At 65.1% G+C, this 17886-nt stretch carries 11 protein-coding genes; 5 read left to right on the top strand and 6 right to left on the bottom strand.

Annotation, left to right across the window (positions count from 1 at the left end):
- Nucleotide 1: 1 nt before the first annotated feature.
- From BJI69_RS08710 to BJI69_RS08700, 3 genes are all read right to left on the bottom strand, one after another.
- Entirely contained in the window at nucleotides 2-556 is a 555-nt protein-coding gene (locus tag BJI69_RS08710) for a DNA-3-methyladenine glycosylase I (protein WP_046968282.1), read from the bottom strand.
- A 92-nt stretch (nucleotides 557-648) separates the two neighbouring features.
- The gene (locus BJI69_RS08705; RefSeq protein ID WP_046968281.1) at nucleotides 649-1593 is read right to left on the bottom strand and encodes a threonine ammonia-lyase; all 945 of its coding nucleotides are present in this window, start codon (nucleotides 1591-1593) and stop codon (nucleotides 649-651) included.
- Nucleotides 1590-2594, bottom strand: coding sequence for an aldose 1-epimerase (locus BJI69_RS08700; RefSeq protein ID WP_046968280.1), 1005 nt, complete (start codon nucleotides 2592-2594; stop codon nucleotides 1590-1592). Before BJI69_RS08700 ends, BJI69_RS08705 begins: the two co-directional genes overlap by 4 nt.
- Nucleotides 2595-2670: 76 nt before the next feature.
- Between BJI69_RS08700 and pepN the strand changes: the two genes are divergently transcribed.
- Nucleotides 2671-5319 (top strand): aminopeptidase N, encoded by a 2649-nt coding sequence (pepN, locus tag BJI69_RS08695; RefSeq protein WP_046968279.1) that lies wholly within the window; start codon nucleotides 2671-2673, stop codon nucleotides 5317-5319.
- An 8-nt stretch (nucleotides 5320-5327) separates the two neighbouring features.
- Here the strand turns inward: pepN and BJI69_RS22505 are convergent, their stop codons facing one another.
- Nucleotides 5328-5504, bottom strand: coding sequence for a hypothetical protein (locus BJI69_RS22505; protein WP_154670740.1), 177 nt, complete (start codon nucleotides 5502-5504; stop codon nucleotides 5328-5330).
- Nucleotides 5505-6086: 582 nt separating this feature from the next.
- On the opposite strand from BJI69_RS22505, the gene mnmG reads away from it, so the two are divergent.
- The 4 genes from mnmG (at nucleotide 6087) to BJI69_RS08670 (ending at nucleotide 13346) form a co-directional block, all read left to right on the top strand.
- Nucleotides 6087-7961, top strand: coding sequence for a tRNA uridine-5-carboxymethylaminomethyl(34) synthesis enzyme MnmG (gene mnmG / locus BJI69_RS08685; RefSeq protein WP_046968277.1), 1875 nt, complete (start codon nucleotides 6087-6089; stop codon nucleotides 7959-7961).
- A gap of 85 nt (nucleotides 7962-8046) precedes the next feature.
- On the top strand, nucleotides 8047-8817 hold the full coding sequence (locus tag BJI69_RS08680; RefSeq protein WP_046968276.1) for an RDD family protein: 771 nt from the start codon (nucleotides 8047-8049) through the stop codon (nucleotides 8815-8817).
- A gap of 105 nt (nucleotides 8818-8922) precedes the next feature.
- Nucleotides 8923-11271, top strand: a complete 2349-nt coding sequence (locus BJI69_RS08675) for a Tex family protein (protein ID WP_046968275.1) — start codon at nucleotides 8923-8925, stop codon at nucleotides 11269-11271.
- Between the two features lie 278 nt (nucleotides 11272-11549).
- A complete protein-coding gene (locus BJI69_RS08670; RefSeq protein ID WP_046968274.1) occupies nucleotides 11550-13346 on the top strand; it encodes an autotransporter outer membrane beta-barrel domain-containing protein in 1797 nt (598 codons plus the stop codon).
- Between the two features lie 265 nt (nucleotides 13347-13611).
- Here the strand turns inward: BJI69_RS08670 and BJI69_RS08665 are convergent, their stop codons facing one another.
- Together BJI69_RS08665 and BJI69_RS08660 are read right to left on the bottom strand one after the other, a co-directional pair.
- The gene (locus BJI69_RS08665) at nucleotides 13612-14466 is read right to left on the bottom strand and encodes a YbaY family lipoprotein (RefSeq protein WP_046968273.1); all 855 of its coding nucleotides are present in this window, start codon (nucleotides 14464-14466) and stop codon (nucleotides 13612-13614) included.
- A gap of 323 nt (nucleotides 14467-14789) precedes the next feature.
- Nucleotides 14790-17831, bottom strand: a complete 3042-nt coding sequence (locus tag BJI69_RS08660) for a TonB-dependent receptor (protein WP_046968272.1) — start codon at nucleotides 17829-17831, stop codon at nucleotides 14790-14792.
- Nucleotides 17832-17886: the final 55 nt, after the last annotated feature.

Below are 17886 nucleotides of genomic sequence, written 5' to 3'. Positions count from 1 at the left end.
ATCAACGACCGGCGCGGTACTCGCAGCCGGGTTCGTGGCCGTCGATCATGCCGGTTGCCTGCATGAGCGCATAGCAGATCGCCGTTCCCGCAAAACGGAAACCGCGCTTATGCAGGATGGCACTCATGGCATCGGAGGCATCGCTTCGCGTCCGCACGCCGAAGGCGAGACGCGGCGGCGCGACGGCGACATCGCTGTCGACGAAGGCAAGAAGAAAGCGCGATAGCGATCCCTCGGTTTCGATCAGCCGCAGCGCCGCCCGCGCATTGCTGCGGACCGAGGCAATCTTCAGGCGGTGACGGACGATGCCGCGATCGCGACGAACCGTCGCCAGTTCGCCGTCCGTCATCCTGGCGATACGCAGCAGGTCGTAGCCGTGGAAAACCCGGCGGTAACACGCGCGTTTACCGAGGATCGTGCGCCAGGACAACCCGGCTGCCGCGCCGCGTAGCGTGATCAGTTCGAAGAGCTGGCGATCGTCGTGTATCGGGAGCCCCCATTCGGTATCGTGGTAAATGCGTTCGGCATCGCTCTGTTCGGCCCAGGCACATCGCATGTCCCGTCTCACACGTCCTGAAGGTGAGACGAGAATAGCCACGCAAAGGTGCCACGGATGTCCGCTTCAGGTGGTGCGCGTCGTGCGAATGCTTACCAGGGAAGGTCGTCCAGATCGACGTTCCCGCCAGTCAACACCGCACCGACACGACGGCCGTTGACCCGCTCCGGATAACGCAGCAGGGCGGCGAGCACCGTCGCACTGGACGGCTCGACCACGATGCGCAATTCGGACCAGAGCAGGCGCATGGCGGAAACGACTTCGACATCGCTGACACGCAACACGGTGACAGCCTGTTCTCGCAGTACATGAAAGTTGGGCTCGCCGATCAGCGTGCGGAGGCCGTCGCAGATCGTGTGGGCGGTGAACGGCCCGACGCGCTCGTCGGCCTCCAACGAACGTGCGGCGTCGTCGGCACCTTCAGGCTCGGCACCGAACAGCACGATCGCGGGGTCGATGCCGTGCGCGGCGATCGAACAACCGGACGCAAGGCCGCCACCACCGACGGGAAAGAGGATCGTGTCGATCCCGGGCGCCTGTCGGAGCAGCTCCGGCACCAGGGTTCCCTGGCCTGCCATCACGCGTGGGTCGGCGTACGGATGGACGAGCGTGGCGCCTGTGCTCGCCATGAGTTCCGCCGCCTTCGCCTCACGAGCAGCGGTGGTCGGCGCACAACGATGCACGGTGGCACCCGCCGCCACGATCGCGTCCACCTTGGTTTTCACGGCGCCCTCGGGAACGACGACATGCGCCGTGATCCCGCGCGTGCGCGCCGCCATCGCCAGGGCGTTCCCGTGATTCCCGGAGGAGTGGGTGACGACGCCACGTGCGGCATCCTCATCGCCCAGCGACCACACGGCGTTGGTCGCACCGCGGAACTTGAACGCGCCACCGCGCTGCAGATTCTCGCACTTGAAGACGACAGCGGCGCCGACCAGCGCATCGATGCGATCGCTGCGCAGGACCGGCGTCACCAGCGCATAGGGCGCGATGCGCGCGGCGGCATCGCGGACATCGGCGAAGGTGGGCAAGGTCACGTATCGAACTCCACACCGCAGACGAAGCGACGCTCCTGCCCGGCAGCCAGCGTGATCAAGGGCGTGCAGTCATCGCGGTTGAAGGCATCCGGCATGCATTCCATCGGCTCCAGCGCTACCGATTTGCGCGCGTCGCGATCGGCCGTATCCGAGGTGAAGACCAGCATCACGCCTCGCTCCTGCCACACGGCGATCCCCGCGCCCGTCTTCGGATCGCGCAGGCGAGTGCGGGCCTTGCCATCCGTATCCAGCTGGAGGTCGGCGTAGGTGTGATTGAGTTCGGTCGCACCGATGGCGCGCGTCTTGCGGAAATCGAGCGCACGATCCGCCTTGTCCATCGCCTGCCAGGCGCTTGTCCCCGGCAAGGGGATGAAGTCCTTGTCCGTGGCGATCACCTTGTCCGCCGGCACGCGCAGTTCCCACGCCTCGATCGGATTTTCCGACAGACGGAAGTACGGGTGCCAGCCGAAGAACGTGGGCGCGGCATGCTCGCCGACGTTGCGCGTCTTCGCTTCCACGGTGAGACCGTGCTCGTCGAGGGTGAAGGTAACGCTGAAATCGAGCGCGAAGGGGTAACCCGGATTCACGCCCGGGCGGATCGCGTCGGTAACGAGCGTGACCGACGCCTTGCTGTCGTCGCCCTGTTCACGCTGCACGTCGAACACGGTGCCGCGAAGAAACCCATGGCGACTGGCACGATCGGCACCGACAGCACCTGGCTGCAAATCGTAAGTCGTTCCTTCAAATGTGTAGCGGGAATCGTTAACACGGTTGGCAAACGGCGTCATGATGGCGAAGCGAGAGCCCTTGTGCCCGACCAGTTCCTTGGCGTCGCGAAAGCCGTCGGTCACGGGACGCGTTTCGTCGCGCCAGCGCGTGGAGATCGACAGCACGGTCGCGCCGCGCCGGGCGATGCGGACCTCGCGGTCGGCGTCGGCGTCGACCAGCACCACCAGCTCGTTGGCGCCCAGGGTGGAGCGCGTCACGGTGAATCGGGACATGGGGAGGCTTCCTTTTGACGAATCCGACCGCATGTTAGCCTGCCTGTCAGACCAGAACATGTGTTGTCTTACCGCCATGAGTGATCGCTCCGACGCCCCCACCTCCGTCATCCGCCTTGCCGACTACCGCCCGCCCGCGTGGGCCGTGGAAGACGTGGTGCTCGAGTTCGATCTCGGCATCGACCATACCGAGGTCACCAGCCGGCTCACCCTGGTGCGGCAGGCCGACGAGCCGATTCGCCTGAACGGCGAAGGCATCGAACTGCTGGAACTGACCCTCGACGGTCGTCCGCTGGGTGACGGCGAGTACATCCTCGCCAACGGTGTGCTGGAAGTCGCCGTGGATGCCGACCGCTGCACGCTGGGCGCCCGCGTGGCGGTTCGGCCGGCGGAGAACACCGCCTTCGAAGGCCTGTACCTTTCCGGCAGCCGCGATCGCGGTTTCCTGCTGACCCAGTGCGAAGCCGAAGGGTTCCGTCACATCACGTATTTTCCGGACCGGCCGGACGTCCTTTCGAAATACACCGTGACCTTGCGCGCCGACCGCCAGCGTTTCCCGGTGCTGCTCGCCGGCGGCAATCCCGACGGCACGGGCGACCTCGCCGATGGCCGGCACTGGGCGCGTTTCGTCGATCCACACCCGAAGCCGAGCTATCTGTTCGCCCTGGTCGCGGGACGCCTGGAGCGGATCAGCCACGACTACACCACGGCCGACGGCCGCGCGGTGGCCCTGCACATCTGGGCCGAGGCCGATGTCATCGACCGTTGCGACTACGCGATGGATTCGCTCATCCGCAGCATGCAGTGGGACGAGCGCACTTACGGGCGCAACTACGACCTCGACGTGTTCCACGTCGTCGCCACCCACGATTTCAACATGGGCGCGATGGAGAACAAGGGTCTCAACATCTTCAACGCGAAGTACCTGCTGGCCGATCCGGATTCGAGCACCGACGACGAGTACCGTCATGTCGAAGCCGTGGTCGCACACGAGTATTTCCACAACTGGAGCGGTAATCGCGTCACCTGCCGCGACTGGTTCCAGCTCAGCCTGAAAGAGGGCCTGACGGTATTCCGCGAACAGAGTTTCTCGGCGGACATGAATTCGGTGTCGCTCAAGCGCATCGAAGACGTGGCGCTGCTGCGGCGCGCCCAGTTTCCCGAAGACGCCGGCCCGTTGTCGCATCCCGTACGGCCGTCGCAGTACAGCGAAATCAACAATTTCTACACCGCCACCGTCTACGAGAAAGGTTCCGAGCTCGTACGCATGCTCGCCGGCCACCTCGGTCGCGACGGCTTCCGCAAGGGCATGGATCTCTACTTCGATCGCCATGACGGCGACGCCGCCACGATCGAGGACTTCCTGAAGTCACTGGGCGACGCCAATGGCACCGATCTCTCCGCCTACCTGGCCTGGTACGGTCAGGCCGGCACGCCGCGGCTGACGGCGGAAGCACGCTACGACGCAACACAGTCACGCTATCGGCTCACCCTGCGCCAGCGCACCCCGGCCAGCGCGGGACAGACGGTCAAGCATGCGCTGCCGATCCCGGTCCGGCTTTCGCTGTTCGATGCCTCGGGCAAGGCCCTGCCGCTGCGACTCGAAGGCGAGGCCACCGCCGGCGCGACCGAGCGCACGATCGTGCTCGACGGCGCCGAGCGCAGCATCGTCTTCGAAGACATCGCCAGCGCACCGGTACCGTCGTTGCTGCGCGGCTTCTCCGCGCCGGTGATCCTCGAGTTCGACTATGCACCGGAGGAGCTGGGCGTCCTGCTGCGCCACGATCCGGACGGCTTCAACCGCTGGGAAGCCGGACAGCAACTCGCCGGCCTGGCCTATGACGACTGCCGCGACGGCAAGGTCGATGGTGCGGCGATCGGCGCCTGGACCAGGGCGCTCGCCCAACTGTTCGGCGATCCCTCCGTCGAAGACGCGCTGCTCGCCGAACTGCTCACGCCGCCCGGCGAGATCGAACTCGTCGAGCGCCAGCCCGAGCGCGATCCGGACCGCATCCGTGCAAGCCGTCAGGCCATGTTGCGGGCGTTGGCCAGCCGGATCGGCGTGCCGGCCCTGCGTGCGCGTTACGAGGCCTTACGCGCAGCGACCAGTGCCGCGCTCGACGCGACGAGCCAGGCCCAGCGGCAGCTGAAGCGCCGCGTCCTCGACCTGCTCTCCCTGGTCGATGAAGCCCATGCCCGTGAGCTGGCTCGCGCGCAATACGACGAAGCGCCCGGCATGACCGATCGGCTGGCCGCGTTGGCCACGCTGGCAACGGTGGATCCCGACGCGGCGACTCCCGCGTTCGCCCACTTCCGCCATCGCTACGAAGGCAATGCCCTGGCGCTGGACAAATGGTTCGCGGTGCAGGCGCAGCTACCGGGCGAGACGGCCCTTGGACGCATCCAGTCGCTGGAGCGCGACGATGCATTCACGCTGAAGAATCCGAATCGCGTGCAGTCGTTGCTTGGTAGCTTCGCGCGGGCCAATCCCAGCGGCTTCCATCGTGCGGACGGTGCGGCCTATCGCTGGCTGGCGGATCGCCTCGTGGCGATCGACGCTCTGAATCCGCAGGTCGCCGCGCGTGTGGCGACGGCCTTCAATGGGTGGAAGCGCCTGGAGCCCGTCCGTCGCGAGTCGGCGCATGCGGTGGTCGCCGAGCTGGCGTCACGCAAGGACCTGTCGCGCGATCTCACCGATATTCTTGCCCGCGTCGCCCTGGGCTGAGCCCAGAGTCAGTCGTCCATGCCGGCCAGTGCTTCGCGAATACGCGCGAGGCGCTGTTCGATACGCGGGCGAAGCCGACCCTGTTCCGCCGCATTGCGGTCGCTCAGCATTTCCATGGCCAATTCCAGGCTGCCCAATTCGATGAGCAGATCGTGGTGACGGATCATGGGTTCGTTAGTGGACATGACAGCGTTCATGGCGTTCGGCCCCTTCCCTCAGTGGTCAGGATGTTGCGATGCATCGCCCGTGCCACACGCTGTGACGCGAGAAAAAATGTGCGCTGGATCACACCCGATCTCGCCCTCGGGGAGAAACTGACGTACCGCGTCACCAATTGCCGAAATCGAGCACCTCGTTGACGAAAAAGTCACACACAGTTCATTCGAACGGTGTAGTGTTCATTTCAACGAAAAAAAGCCGAGGCGTTGGCCTCGGCTCTTCGTGCCAGTCACTCGGTTTCTGGCGCCCGGCAGCACGGTCATCCTGGATTCCCCCTGTTCCTGAGACCGCCGGGCGCCAGATCTCATTCGATAAACCGAATGGGGCATCCTTGCCCACATCCCGCTTCCTTCTCCCGGCACACGACCAAACCCCTGTCGTTCGGTCTCGGCGCGCGTGTGATCGCGCAGCGTCTGCCCGGGTGAAGTGCACGGAATAGGAAGCACGAGCCGTGCCAAGACCCGCCGCGACCGGTCACGCTGCAACGCAGCGTCGATCGTCCGGCAGGCGTAAAATGGCCGCTCCGGCCCCTCGCGCAAATCCAGACGATGCTACATACAGAAACCTACGACGTCATCGTGGTCGGTGGCGGACACGCCGGCACCGAAGCCGCCCTCGCTTCGGCGCGTGCCGGTGCCCGTACCCTGCTGCTCAGCCATAACATCGAAACGATCGGGCAGATGAGCTGCAACCCGGCCATCGGTGGTATCGGCAAGGGACATCTGGTCAAGGAGATCGACGCCCTCGGCGGCGCCATGGGGCGTGCGGCGGATCGCGCCGGCATCCAGTGGCGAACGCTCAACGCCTCGAAGGGCCCCGCGGTACGCGCGACGCGCTGCCAGGCCGACCGTTCGCTGTACAAGGCGGCGATCCGCCTCATGGTGGAAACCCAACCCAACCTTGTGCTGTTCCAGCAAGCCGTCGATGACCTCCTCCTCGTCGATGGGCGCGTCGCCGGCGTGCGTACGCAGATGGGCCTCGACGTCCATGCCCCCGCCGTCGTGCTGACGGCAGGCACCTTTCTTGCCGGCAAGATCCACATCGGTTCGGCGCAATACGCGGGCGGTCGTGCCGGCGATCCACCGGCAACGACGCTGGCGGCGAAGCTGCGTGAACTGCCGGTCGCCGCCGAGCGCCTGAAGACGGGCACGCCGCCACGCATCGACAGTCGCAGCATCGATTTCTCGGTGCTCGAGGAGCAGCCCGGCGACGATCCCGCGCCGCACTTCTCCTACATGGGCTCGGCAGCGGAGCATCCGCGCCAGGTGAGCTGCTGGATCACCCACACGACCGAAGCGACGCACGATCTCATCCGCGGCTCGCTCGACCGGTCACCGCTGTACAGCGGGCAGATTGAAGGTGTCGGCCCACGCTACTGCCCGTCGATCGAAGACAAGGTCGTCCGCTTCGCCGACAAGACCTCGCATCAGATCTTCGTCGAACCGGAAGGGCTCGACACCTTCGAGATCTATCCGAACGGCATTTCGACCTCGCTGCCCTTCGATGTGCAGTACGCCCTGGTGAGGTCGATCCCCGGTTTCGAGCGCGCGCACATCACGCGCCCGGGTTACGCGATCGAATACGACTACTTCGATCCGCGCGGCCTGCACCCGTGGCTGGAAACGAAGAATATTCCGGGCCTGTATTTCGCCGGACAGATCAACGGCACCACCGGCTACGAAGAAGCCGGTGCGCAGGGCCTCATCGCCGGAATGAACGCGGCGCTTGCCGTGCGCGGCGACGCGCCATGGTATCCGCGGCGCGACGAGGCCTATATCGGCGTACTCATCGACGACCTGACGACGAACGGGACGATCGAGCCGTATCGCATGTTCACCTCGCGCGCCGAGTACCGTCTGCACCTGCGCGAGGACAACGCCGACCTCCGCCTGACACCGCACGGCTATGCGCGCGGCATCGTTCCGGAGGATCGTTTCCGTCGCTTCGAGGCCAAGCGTGACGCGGCGGAACGCGAGACCGCACGGTTGCGAGGCATCTGGGCGGCGCCGACCAATGCCCTGGGTGCGGCCATCGAGCGTTCGCTCGGCATCGCGGTGAGTCGCGAAACGCACGCGCTCGACCTGCTCCGTCGTCCGGAACTGAATTACGCCACCCTGACCGCCGTCGCCGAACTGGGGCCGCCGGTGGACGACGCCGAGGTCGCCACGCAGGTGGAAGTGCAGGCGAAGTACTCCGGTTACCTGGAGCGCCAGCGCGATGAGATCGAGCGCCAGCGTCGGCACGAGTCCACGGCGATACCCGAAGGCTTCGACTACGACCGCGTGCGCGGGCTTTCCTCTGAGGTATTGCTCAAGCTGAAGCGGGCACTCCCGGTGACGATCGGCCAGGCCTCTCGCATCAGCGGCGTGACGCCAGCGGCGATCTCGCTCTTGCTGGTTCACCTGAAGCGTCGCGCTGCGTAGGCGCATGTGCCGAACCGCAGTCGGCGGCGCCCCGGTCCATCTGGCATCATCGGCGCCTGTCAGCGCATCAGTGAAAAGGTAGACCATGCAAGTCTGGATCGGACGCAACGGTGAACGCTTCGGCCCCTACACGGATGACGAGATCCGCCAGTGGCTGCGCGACGGCACCTGCCGTCCCGACGAACTGGGCTGGTACGACGGCATGGTCGACTGGCGCCCGCTGGGCGAGCTGTTCCCCGACGAGCGTCCGAACGTCGCCGACGGCGTGCCGCCCATGCCACCTTCCCCGCCGCCGTTCATGGGTGTCACCGACGTGGCCACGCCCGAGTACGCCGGTTTCTGGCTGCGCTTCGGCGCCTGGGTGATCGACTACCTCATCCTCATCGTGCCGTTCACCGCCATCAGCCTGGGCATGGGACTGAGCACCATCGCGACCGCGTTCCTCGAGCAGATGAAGACCGACCAGGTCGCGGCCTTCCAGGCCTATGCCGCGGCGATGCTGCCGATCACCTACGTGCTGATGGTCATCGGTTACGTCTACTACACCGTCTTCGAGGCCTCGAAGTGGCAGGCCACGCCGGGCAAGATGGCGGTCGGCATCCGCGTCACCGACACGGACGGCCAGCGCATCTCGCTCGCCCGCAGCGCCGGCCGCAATGCCGTGCGCCTGACCAATGTGCTGCGCTTTCCGGTACCACTCCCGCTGATCTGCTACGTGGTCGCCGCCTTCACCCAGCGCAAGCAGGGCGTGCATGACCTGCTGGCCCGCACCTACGTGCTGACCGGTCGCGCGAACGAGGCCCCGGCGCCCGTCGCCGCGCCCCGCAACGGCGACAGCGGCCGCTTCGACGCCTGATCGAGTCGCCCCGACCCGGCCGCCGGGTCGGGGTCTTACCTGTGCTTGCTATCATCCACGGCTCGACCCGACGTTTCGGCCGGCCGAGCAACGCACAGGAACCACATGCAGAGCATCGAACAACGAATTGCCCAGGACATCGCCGCGAAGCCCGAACAGGTGCGCGCGGCGGTCGAACTTCTCGACGGCGGCGCCACGGTGCCGTTCATCGCCCGCTACCGCAAGGAAGTGACCGGCGGTCTTGATGACATTCAGCTGCGGCTGCTCGAAGAGCGCCTGCGCTACCTGCGCGAGCTGGAAGACCGCCGCGCCGCCATCCTCGAGAGCATCGTCGAACAGGGCAAGATGACCGACGCCCTCAAGGCGGACCTCCTCAGCGCCGACACCAAGGCACGCCTGGAGGATCTCTACCTCCCGTACAAGCCCAAGCGCCGCACCAAGGCCCAGATCGCCCGCGAAGCCGGCCTCGAGCCGCTGGCGCTCGGCCTGCGCGACGACCCCACCCAGGATCCGGAAACCGTCGCCGCAGGCTTCGTCGACGCCGAGAAGGGCATCGCCGATACCAAGGCGGCGCTGGACGGCGCGCGCGCCATCCTCATGGAGTCGATCGCGGAAGACGCCGCCCTCGTTGGCGAGCTTCGCGACTGGCTGTGGGACAAGGGTCAGATCCGTGCCGTCGTCGTCGCCGGCAAGGAAAACGAAGGCGCCAAGTTCCGTGACTATTTCGACCACAGCGAAGCCGTGTCGAAGATTCCGTCGCACCGCCTGCTCGCCCTCATGCGCGCGCGCAATGAAGGCGTGCTGGAGATCGACCTCAATCCCGGCGTGGACGCCGACCAGGGCCACGCCGAAGGCGAAGGCCGCGTCGCCGCGCGCGCCGGCATCGTCAACCGCAACCGTGCCGCCGATGCCTGGCTGCGCGAGACCGTGCGCCTGACCTGGCGCGTGAAGCTGCATCTGCACCTCACGCTGGACCTGTTCGGCCGCGTGCGCGAAGGTGCCGAGGACGAAGCCATCCGCGTCTTCGGCGACAACCTGAAAGATCTCCTGCTTGCCGCGCCCGCCGGCGCGAAAACCGTCATGGGCCTGGATCCGGGCATCCGCACCGGCTGCAAGCTCGCGATCGTCGATGCGACGGGCAAGCTGCTCGCCTTCGATACGATCTATCCGCACGAGCCGCGCAACCAGTGGGATCAGTCCGTGGCGCGCATCGCGCAGCTGAGCAAGCAACACGGCGTGAACCTCATCGCGATCGGCAACGGCACGGCCTCGCGCGAGACCGACAAGCTGGCGGCAGAAGTGATCAAGAAGCACGCCGACCTCAACCTGTCCAAGGTCGTCGTCAGCGAAGCCGGCGCGTCGGTGTACTCCGCGTCCGAGCTTGCCTCGAAGGAATTCCCTGAACTCGACGTGTCGATCCGCGGTGCCGTGTCCATTGCGCGCCGCCTGCAGGATCCGCTTGCCGAGCTGGTGAAGATCGAGCCGAAGGCCATCGGCGTCGGCCAGTACCAGCACGACGTGAACCAGGTGAAGCTCGCACGCGCCCTGGATGCCCGCGTCGAGGATTGCGTCAACGCCGTCGGTGTCGACGTCAACACGGCATCGGCACCGCTGCTCGCGCGCGTCGCCGGCCTGTCTTCCAGCGTCGCCGAGAACGTCGTGAAGCATCGCGATGCCAACGGTCCGTTCCCCAGCCGCAAGGACCTGCTCAAGGTGCCTCGCCTCGGCGACAAGGCCTTCGAGCAGTGCGCCGGCTTCCTGCGCATTTCCGCCGGTAGCAACCCACTCGATGCGAGCTCGGTGCATCCCGAGGCCTACCCGGTCGTCGAACGCATCCTCAAGCAGTGCGGCCGTGAAGTGAAGCAGGTGATCGGTGATACCTCGTTCCTGCGTGGCCTCAAGCCGGAAGATTTCACCGACGCGACGTTCGGTGTGCCGACCGTGCGCGACATCCTCAAGGAGCTCGAGAAGCCCGGCCGCGATCCGCGCCCGGAGTTTGTCGCGCCCAGCTTCGCCGAAGGTGTCGAGGACCTGAAGGACCTCGCCGTCGGCATGGTGCTCGAGGGCCGGGTGACCAATGTTGCCGCCTTTGGGGCCTTCGTCGACATCGGCGTCCATCAAGACGGCCTGGTTCACGTGTCCGCGCTGTCGCACACCTTCGTCAAGGATCCGCGCGATGCGGTGAAGGCTGGCGACGTGGTCAAGGTCAAGGTCATGGAAGTGGATCTGCCGCGCAAGCGCATCGCCCTCAGCATGCGTCTCGACGACGTGCCGGGTGAGGCCCGCAGTGGTCGTCCGGCGCAGGGTGGCGATGCCGCGACCGGCGGTGGTGCTAACCGCCGCGGTGGCCAGGGTGGCGGTGGTGGCAATCGTTCGCCGCAGCCGCCCAAGCCGGTCGCCGCACCGGCGAACAGCGCCTTCGCCGACGCCTTCAACCGCGCGCAGAAGAAGTAAGGCTCAGCATCCATCCGGCCGCTTCGAGGCCGGATGGATGGGCTCCGATTCGGCAAGATCCGAGATTTTCCTCAACGCTTTCGCTCGTTGTGGGAGCCGGCTGCGCCGGCGATGGGGCTGCGGCTACACCGCTTTGTTGGCTTTTCGCCGCTGAAGCGGCTCCCCCATTTCATGTTCGCCGCGAAGCGGCTCGGCCAGTGCGGCGGCGCAGCATGCGCCGGCGTATGGCTTCTATTACCGTAACGTTTCTCTAACGCCCCACACACGGAGTGAACCACATGCGTATTCGCCATCTTGCCGGTGCCATCGGTGCCGCCCTTCTGTTCAGTGCCGGGGCGCACGCCGACGGATTCCAGCAGGTCGTCTCGTTCGGCGACAGCCTGAGCGACAGCGGCAACGTCTCGATCCTGTCCGGCTCGCCGGTGATCGCCCGCTTCACCACCAATCCGGGCTCGACGGCCGTCGAGAACATCGCCAAGCACTTCAATCTGTCGCTGACGCCTTCCCTGGCGGGCGGTACCGACTACGCTTACGGCGGCGCCCGCGCCACGATCCCGAACCCGGTCCCGGGCACCGGCTCGCAGATCCAGCAGTACCTGACCGCCAACGGCGGCAAGGCCAACCCGAACACGCTGTACACCATGTGGATCGGCGCCAACGACCTCCTCGCCGCGACGGCCAACCCGGCGACCGCGCAGGTCGTCGTGGCCACCGCCGCCACCCAGGAAGTCGGCCAGATCAAGGCATTGCAGGCTGCCGGCGCGAAGACCATCGTCGTCTTCAACCTGCCGGACGTGGGCAAGACCCCGGCGGCCATGTCGCAGGGCGCCGCGGCGTCGGCCGGCATCACCCAGCTGACCCAGGTCTACAACGGCATCCTCTCCGGTGGCCTGGCCTCCGCCCAGCGCGGCATCGTGCCGATCGACACCTACGCCCTGCTCAACGAAGTCATCGCCAGCCCGGGCACGTACGGCTTCACCAACGTGACCGTTCCGGCCTGCACCACGGCCAGCTCGATCACCTGTACGCCGGCCACCCTCCGCGATCCGAACGCTGCCTCGACCTACCTGTTCGCCGACGGCATCCACCCGACCACGGCGGCGCACGCGCTGCTCGGCCAGTACGCGATCTCGATCATCGAAGCGCCGCAGAAGATCTCGCTGCTCGGCGAGGCCGGCCTCGCCACCAGCGAAGCCCACACCCGTGTGCTGCGCAACCAGATGATGGCCGACAACTTTGGCGCCGACACCCGCGTGTTCGCCTCGGCCGACTACGGCCAGCAGCGCTTCAAGTCCACCGATACCTCGCCCAAGGCAGACAGCGACAACGTCAACCTGACCCTTGGTGCTGACGCCAAGGTCAACGAAAACATCTCCGTGGGCGTCGCCCTCGGCGTGGCCTCGACCAACGCCGACTTCTCTGGCGGTGGCGGCTATAAGATGACGGACATCGCGGGTTCGGGTTACGCGTTCTATCACGCCGGCGGCGGTTACATCGGCGGCTTTGCCAGCTTCGGCCAGCTGAGCTTCACCGACATCGATCGTCGCATCGACCTCGGCGCCGCGCGCCGCACGGAAACCGGCAAGACCGACGGTTCGCATGTCGGTGGCGGTCTGCAGGGCGGCTGGTGGTTCGGTAGCGAGACGCTGAAGACGGGCCCGTTCGTCAGCCTCGCCTTCGAGCAGCTGCGCGTGTTCGGCTACAACGAGTACGGCGGCGACAGCACGGCGATGAACTTCGGCAAGCAGATCCGCAACTCCCGCATCGAAACCGGTGGCTGGCGCGTGCAGGGTTCCTGGCAGTCGGGCAACACCGTACTGCACCCGTTCGCTGAAGTCGCTTACAACCACGACGGTCGTGCCGACGCCCGCTATGTCACCGCCGGCCTGATGAGCATGAGCGGTCGCTTCGACATCCAGGGCTTCACCCCGGACAAGACCTGGGCCACGGCGGATCTCGGCCTCACCGCCGACTTCAACCAGACCTGGAGCGCCTGGGCTGCCTACAGCGGCCGTTTCGGCGACGACACCCAGCGCAACAACAGCCTCAACCTCGGCGTGAAGATGGCTTTCTGATCCAACCACACGCCCCTGTAGGAGCCGCTTCATCGGCGGACCCTTAGGGGCAGATGTAACGAACGAGGCTTTGCATCCCATCGTGCCGGCGGTTCAACCGCTCGCACGATGAGGCGCAAAGCCTTTTTCGTATCCGGGACAGACAGAGGGTTCGCCGCTGAAGCGGCTCCTACAGTTTTCTGCGTTGCGCCCATGACGTCTGCCTTGCGCCCATAAAAAACGCCGGCACTGGGCCGGCGTTTTCTTTGCGAGCGGTAAGCGATGCTTACTTCTTGCTGTTACCGCCGGCCTTCGCGTACATCGCTTCGGCCTGCTTGCGCAGATCGTTGGCGGCGTCGTCGGAGAGGAAGTCGGTCTTGCTGCCGGCCTGGTTCTCTTTCAGGACCAGGTCGCCGGCCTCGTTCCAGCCAGCGCGCTCGGTCGAGGTCGGCTTACCGTCCTTGCTCGGCTTCTTCTCCTGAACGATGACCCAGGGCTTGCCGTTCTTGTAGGCATAGTCGGTCGCGGTGAAGCCCTTGTCGCCGTAGTCGACGAGCTCACGCACGAACTGCACGTCGTTGCCCTTCTTGAAAATCTGCCAACCGTGGGACTCGCCGTCCTTCAGCGCCGTACCCTGGGTGACCTTCATGCCACCGATGTTCTTCTTGACGCTGTTGAAGCCGTTGAGCTCCTTCTCGCCCGGCGTCGCTTCGCCGACCAGCTGGATGTTCGCGACGTTCTTCGCGCCCTTGGTCAGGACCGGCGTCTTCAGCGGCGAGGAATAGTGGCGATCACCGTCCTGCAGCGACACCTCGACAATGTACATGTCGTTCGGATTGAGGTCCGTGGCGTTGAAGTCGAGCTGGAACTGAACCGGCAGGGTCACCGGGGCGATCGTCTTCGTGGCCAGCGGCTGCGCGCCTTCGGTGCTGACGTCGATCAGCTTCAGGTCGAGCTTGGCATCGGGTGAAAGCTGGGCGCCCGCATCACGCAGGGAAACGCTGCCGGTGACGGCATTGGCCGGGCCGGCCGGCGCCTCAGGCGTGCCACCCGCGGCCTGCTGGCCGTTATCGGAAGAGCCGCCGCAGCCGGCGAGGGCCAGTGCGGCCACGGATGCGAGCGACAAGAAAATCCTGCGCATGGTCGAACCTCGTTACGGAACGGAAAGAATAGTCGGTCACGGAAGATACGCGCGCGCATGGCGCCAGTTCTTCCGGGGGAACCTTGGAGCATACCGGCAAATGCGCCGGTGGAAAAGTCAAGGGTGAAAATCCCTAGGAATTCGTAAGTGAGAGTTCGCTAGCAAGCTGGCAGTCAGAATTGCCGGAAACGGGCAACCTACTGATCGATAACCGGTTTGCGAATCTACCTCTTCCAAAAAAAAGGCCACCCGAAGGTGGCCTTTTCTTGCGATCCAGGCCACCAACCCAAGGGGCTGGTGGCTTTCGATCCGACTTCGATGGATCAGAAGTCGTAGGTGATACCGAAGCGAGCGTAACGCGGGGTCGACTGGAACACCGTCGCCTTGTAGTTCGACTCGGGACCAGCCGTGGTGCCTGCCTGCGGATAGATCTGCATCGTCTCGCGGCTGTTGAACACGTTGAACACCGTGATGTTGAAGGCCAGCTTCTTGTCGGCCCACATCGGACGGTATTCGGCGCTCAGGTCGAACAGGTACAGCCACGGGGTGTGACCCATGGAGCCCGGCGACGACGGCTGACCGTAGCAGTAGTGATAGAAATCACCGTAGCCGACCGGATCAGACTGGTCTGCGCCGTACTGACCGAGGCAGGACTTCGGAGCACCCGACGACACCGACAGGTTACCCGAGAGCATGAACTCGTCGGTCAGCTGGTAGGAGCCGTAAGCCTTGAACACGTGACGGCGGCTGTTCGACAGTTCGCCACCCGAGTATTCCATCAACTGCGGGAAGTCCCAGTCGACCGTCGCGGAGACGTCCTTCTGGTTGATGTCCGAGCGGACCTGACCTTCCGAGTTGCCGTAGCTCTTCGAGTAGACGTAGTCGAGCTTGCCGTACCACTTACCATCGAACGGATGCTCGAGGTACATCTCGAGGCCGTAGTAGTTACGCTGCAGCTTCGGGAAACCGAAGTCGCCATTGGTCACGTTGGCCTGGTAGTAGCCGCCCTGCGTGTTCGGCACCAGGAACTGCGACGCGCGACCCGGGTTGAACAGGTAGCTGCCCTGGATGGTACCGATCGTGGTCGGATCGACGCCCTGGTTGATCAGGGTCTGACGGATGATGTCGGAATCGCCGACGTCATCGATGGCGTTACGCAGCTTGCGCAGCGTGGCCTTCGCACCGTAGACCCACTTGTCGCCCAGGGTCTTGTCGAAGCCGAGGATGAATTCATCCTGGTATTCCGACTTCAGGTTACGCGACGCCGCCGTGTTCGGATCGCGCTGCAGGCCGTACTCGCCGTTGGCCGAGATCGGGCCGCCGGTGGCGGTCTGGATCGGGGTCAGGCCGGTCGGCTGACCGAGCGAGTCGATACCCGTGTAGGTGAAGTACTCGCGGGTGTAGAGCGACTGACCCGCCGAACGCAGGGCGACCGACGCCGGCATCGCGAGGTAGTAACGACCCGCGTTGGCGTAGATCTTCAGGCTGGAATCGCCATTGACGTCCCAGGTAGCACCCAGGCGCGGAGCCCACTGCGGGCTACGCAGACGCAGGTAAGCCGAACCACTGGTGTCGTAGTTGGTGAACTGGTCGTTGCGCAGGCCGATCTTCACCAGCCAGCGATCGTTGACCTGCCAGGAATCCTCGATGTACTGAGCGCGCTGAGTCGTACGGACCGAGGCGGTGGTGTTGAACTTGTACTTGTCGACGAAATAGCCGCCCGGACCCGGGTTGCCGACATAGTTGCTCGCGCCCGGCTCGCCAACGATCGGCGCGCCTTCATCGGTCTGGCCGTAGACCCAGGCATAACCCGGACCGGTGGTGAACTGGCCGTCGTCCTTGTCGCGGATGTTCTGGTTATCGATACCGCCGGTGATCGTGTGATCGCCGATGTGGTAGCTCAGATCGATGCGCAGGTTCGTGTTGGTCGACTTGTGGTTCGCCGCGAACGACGTGGCAGCCGGGTTGTCGTTCGTAATCGGGTTGCCGCCGTTGAGATCCGGATTCTGGAAGGACGGGCTCGTGATGTGCGGGTTGACCGACGACGAAACGTCCGTCGAGTACGTACCCTTCATCTTGCCGTAGAGGGCCGTCAGGGTCAGGTCGTCCGTGATGTAGCTGGTGAACTTGGCCGAGTACAGATCCGCACCCGTCTTGTTCAGGGTCGGGCTACCCGACGTGTCCTGGCCGATGTACGCGCCGCGCTGCAGCGTGTTGTAGTCGAACGCGTACTGCGAAGCGTTGTAGTTCTGCTTGTTCGACGCACCGGTGACTTCAAGGATATTGCTATCGGTGATGTTCCAGTCGAGCTTGCCGTAGTACTTCGGATTGCGGGTGTGCTGATCCTGGTAGGTCGGCGTGTCCTGCGTCTTGACGTTGGTCGCTTCGGTACGCTCCTGCTCAGCGGCGAGGAAGATGTACAGCTTGTCCTTGATCAGCGGGCCGCCGACGTAGGCCGACTCGGTGGTGACCGTTTGCTTGTTACGCTGGTTGTACTTATAGATGTCGCCAGCCGAGTGGTTGGCGCTATCGATCACGTAGTGGTCGTTACCCGGTGCCGAAGCGGCGCCGTTCGGCTCCCACAGGATCTGTGCACCGAAGTGCCATTCGTTCGTACCGCGCTTACCGACCTGGCTGATCACGCCGCCGGCCGAACGACCATAGGCCGCACCGTAACCGCCAGCGAGGATTTCCTGCTGGTCGATCGCGCCGTAAGGCAGGGTGATGCCGCCGAAACCGCTGAGCGGATCGGTGGTGTTGAAGCCGTTGATGTAATACGCGTTCTCGGTGACCGAGCCGCCAGCGATCGAGACCAGGCTGTTACCGGTCGGACCCTTGAAGTAACCGCTACCACCGACGGCACCCGGAGCCAGCAGCGCGATGGACTCGGCGGTGCGGGCGAGCGGGAGCTTGGCGAGCTGCTCGGAGGTGATGACCGTGCGCGAATCGACCGTCGACACGTCGACCGGCGGCAGGCTGTTGGCCGTGACCGTGACCGAGTCGAGCGACTGGGCCGAAGCGGCGGTCGCAGCGGCGGCGAACGAAACGTCCGAACCCTTGCCGACCGTCAGGCTGACGTTCTTGCGGGAATCGACGACGGCGCCGTTGCGCTTCAGGTCAACGTTATACGTGCCGACCGGCACGTTGCTGATCTGGTAACGACCCGAGGCGTCAACCGGGATTTCGCGGTTGAAACCGGTGTTGCCGGTGATCTGAACGGTGTCGCCCGGCTGGGCGGTACCGAAGATGTTACCGCTGGTGGACTGAGCGAGAACGACGCCCGTGCCGCCCAGACCGACTGCGAGGGCGACAGCCAACGCGGTATGACGCAGGAGCGAACCCTGCCGGATGATGCGAGAACTCATGTGCAAATCTCCCCAGATCGGCCCAACCGGGCCAGAAAACGAGCAAAACCGACGC

The sequence above is a fragment of the Luteibacter rhizovicinus DSM 16549 genome (assembly GCF_001887595.1).
GTDB lineage: Bacteria > Pseudomonadota > Gammaproteobacteria > Xanthomonadales > Rhodanobacteraceae > Luteibacter > Luteibacter rhizovicinus.
The sequence above is the reverse complement of the archived record's forward strand: the minus strand, read 5'-3'. Positions and strand labels throughout refer to the sequence as shown.

Coding starts and splice junctions, on each gene's coding strand:
- mnmG (WP_046968277.1), top strand. CDS start 6,087: ATGCTACATACAGAAACCTACGACGTCATCGTGGTCGGTGGCGGACAC.
- BJI69_RS08670 (WP_046968274.1), top strand. CDS start 11,550: ATGCGTATTCGCCATCTTGCCGGTGCCATCGGTGCCGCCCTTCTGTTC.
- BJI69_RS22505 (WP_154670740.1), bottom strand. CDS start 5,504: ATGTCCACTAACGAACCCATGATCCGTCACCACGATCTGCTCATCGAA.
- BJI69_RS08710 (WP_046968282.1), bottom strand. CDS start 556: ATGCGATGTGCCTGGGCCGAACAGAGCGATGCCGAACGCATTTACCAC.
- BJI69_RS08700 (WP_046968280.1), bottom strand. CDS start 2,594: ATGTCCCGATTCACCGTGACGCGCTCCACCCTGGGCGCCAACGAGCTG.
- BJI69_RS08675 (WP_046968275.1), top strand. CDS start 8,923: ATGCAGAGCATCGAACAACGAATTGCCCAGGACATCGCCGCGAAGCCC.
- BJI69_RS08660 (WP_046968272.1), bottom strand. CDS start 17,831: ATGAGTTCTCGCATCATCCGGCAGGGTTCGCTCCTGCGTCATACCGCG.
- BJI69_RS08665 (WP_046968273.1), bottom strand. CDS start 14,466: ATGCGCAGGATTTTCTTGTCGCTCGCATCCGTGGCCGCACTGGCCCTC.
- BJI69_RS08680 (WP_046968276.1), top strand. CDS start 8,047: ATGCAAGTCTGGATCGGACGCAACGGTGAACGCTTCGGCCCCTACACG.
- pepN (WP_046968279.1), top strand. CDS start 2,671: ATGAGTGATCGCTCCGACGCCCCCACCTCCGTCATCCGCCTTGCCGAC.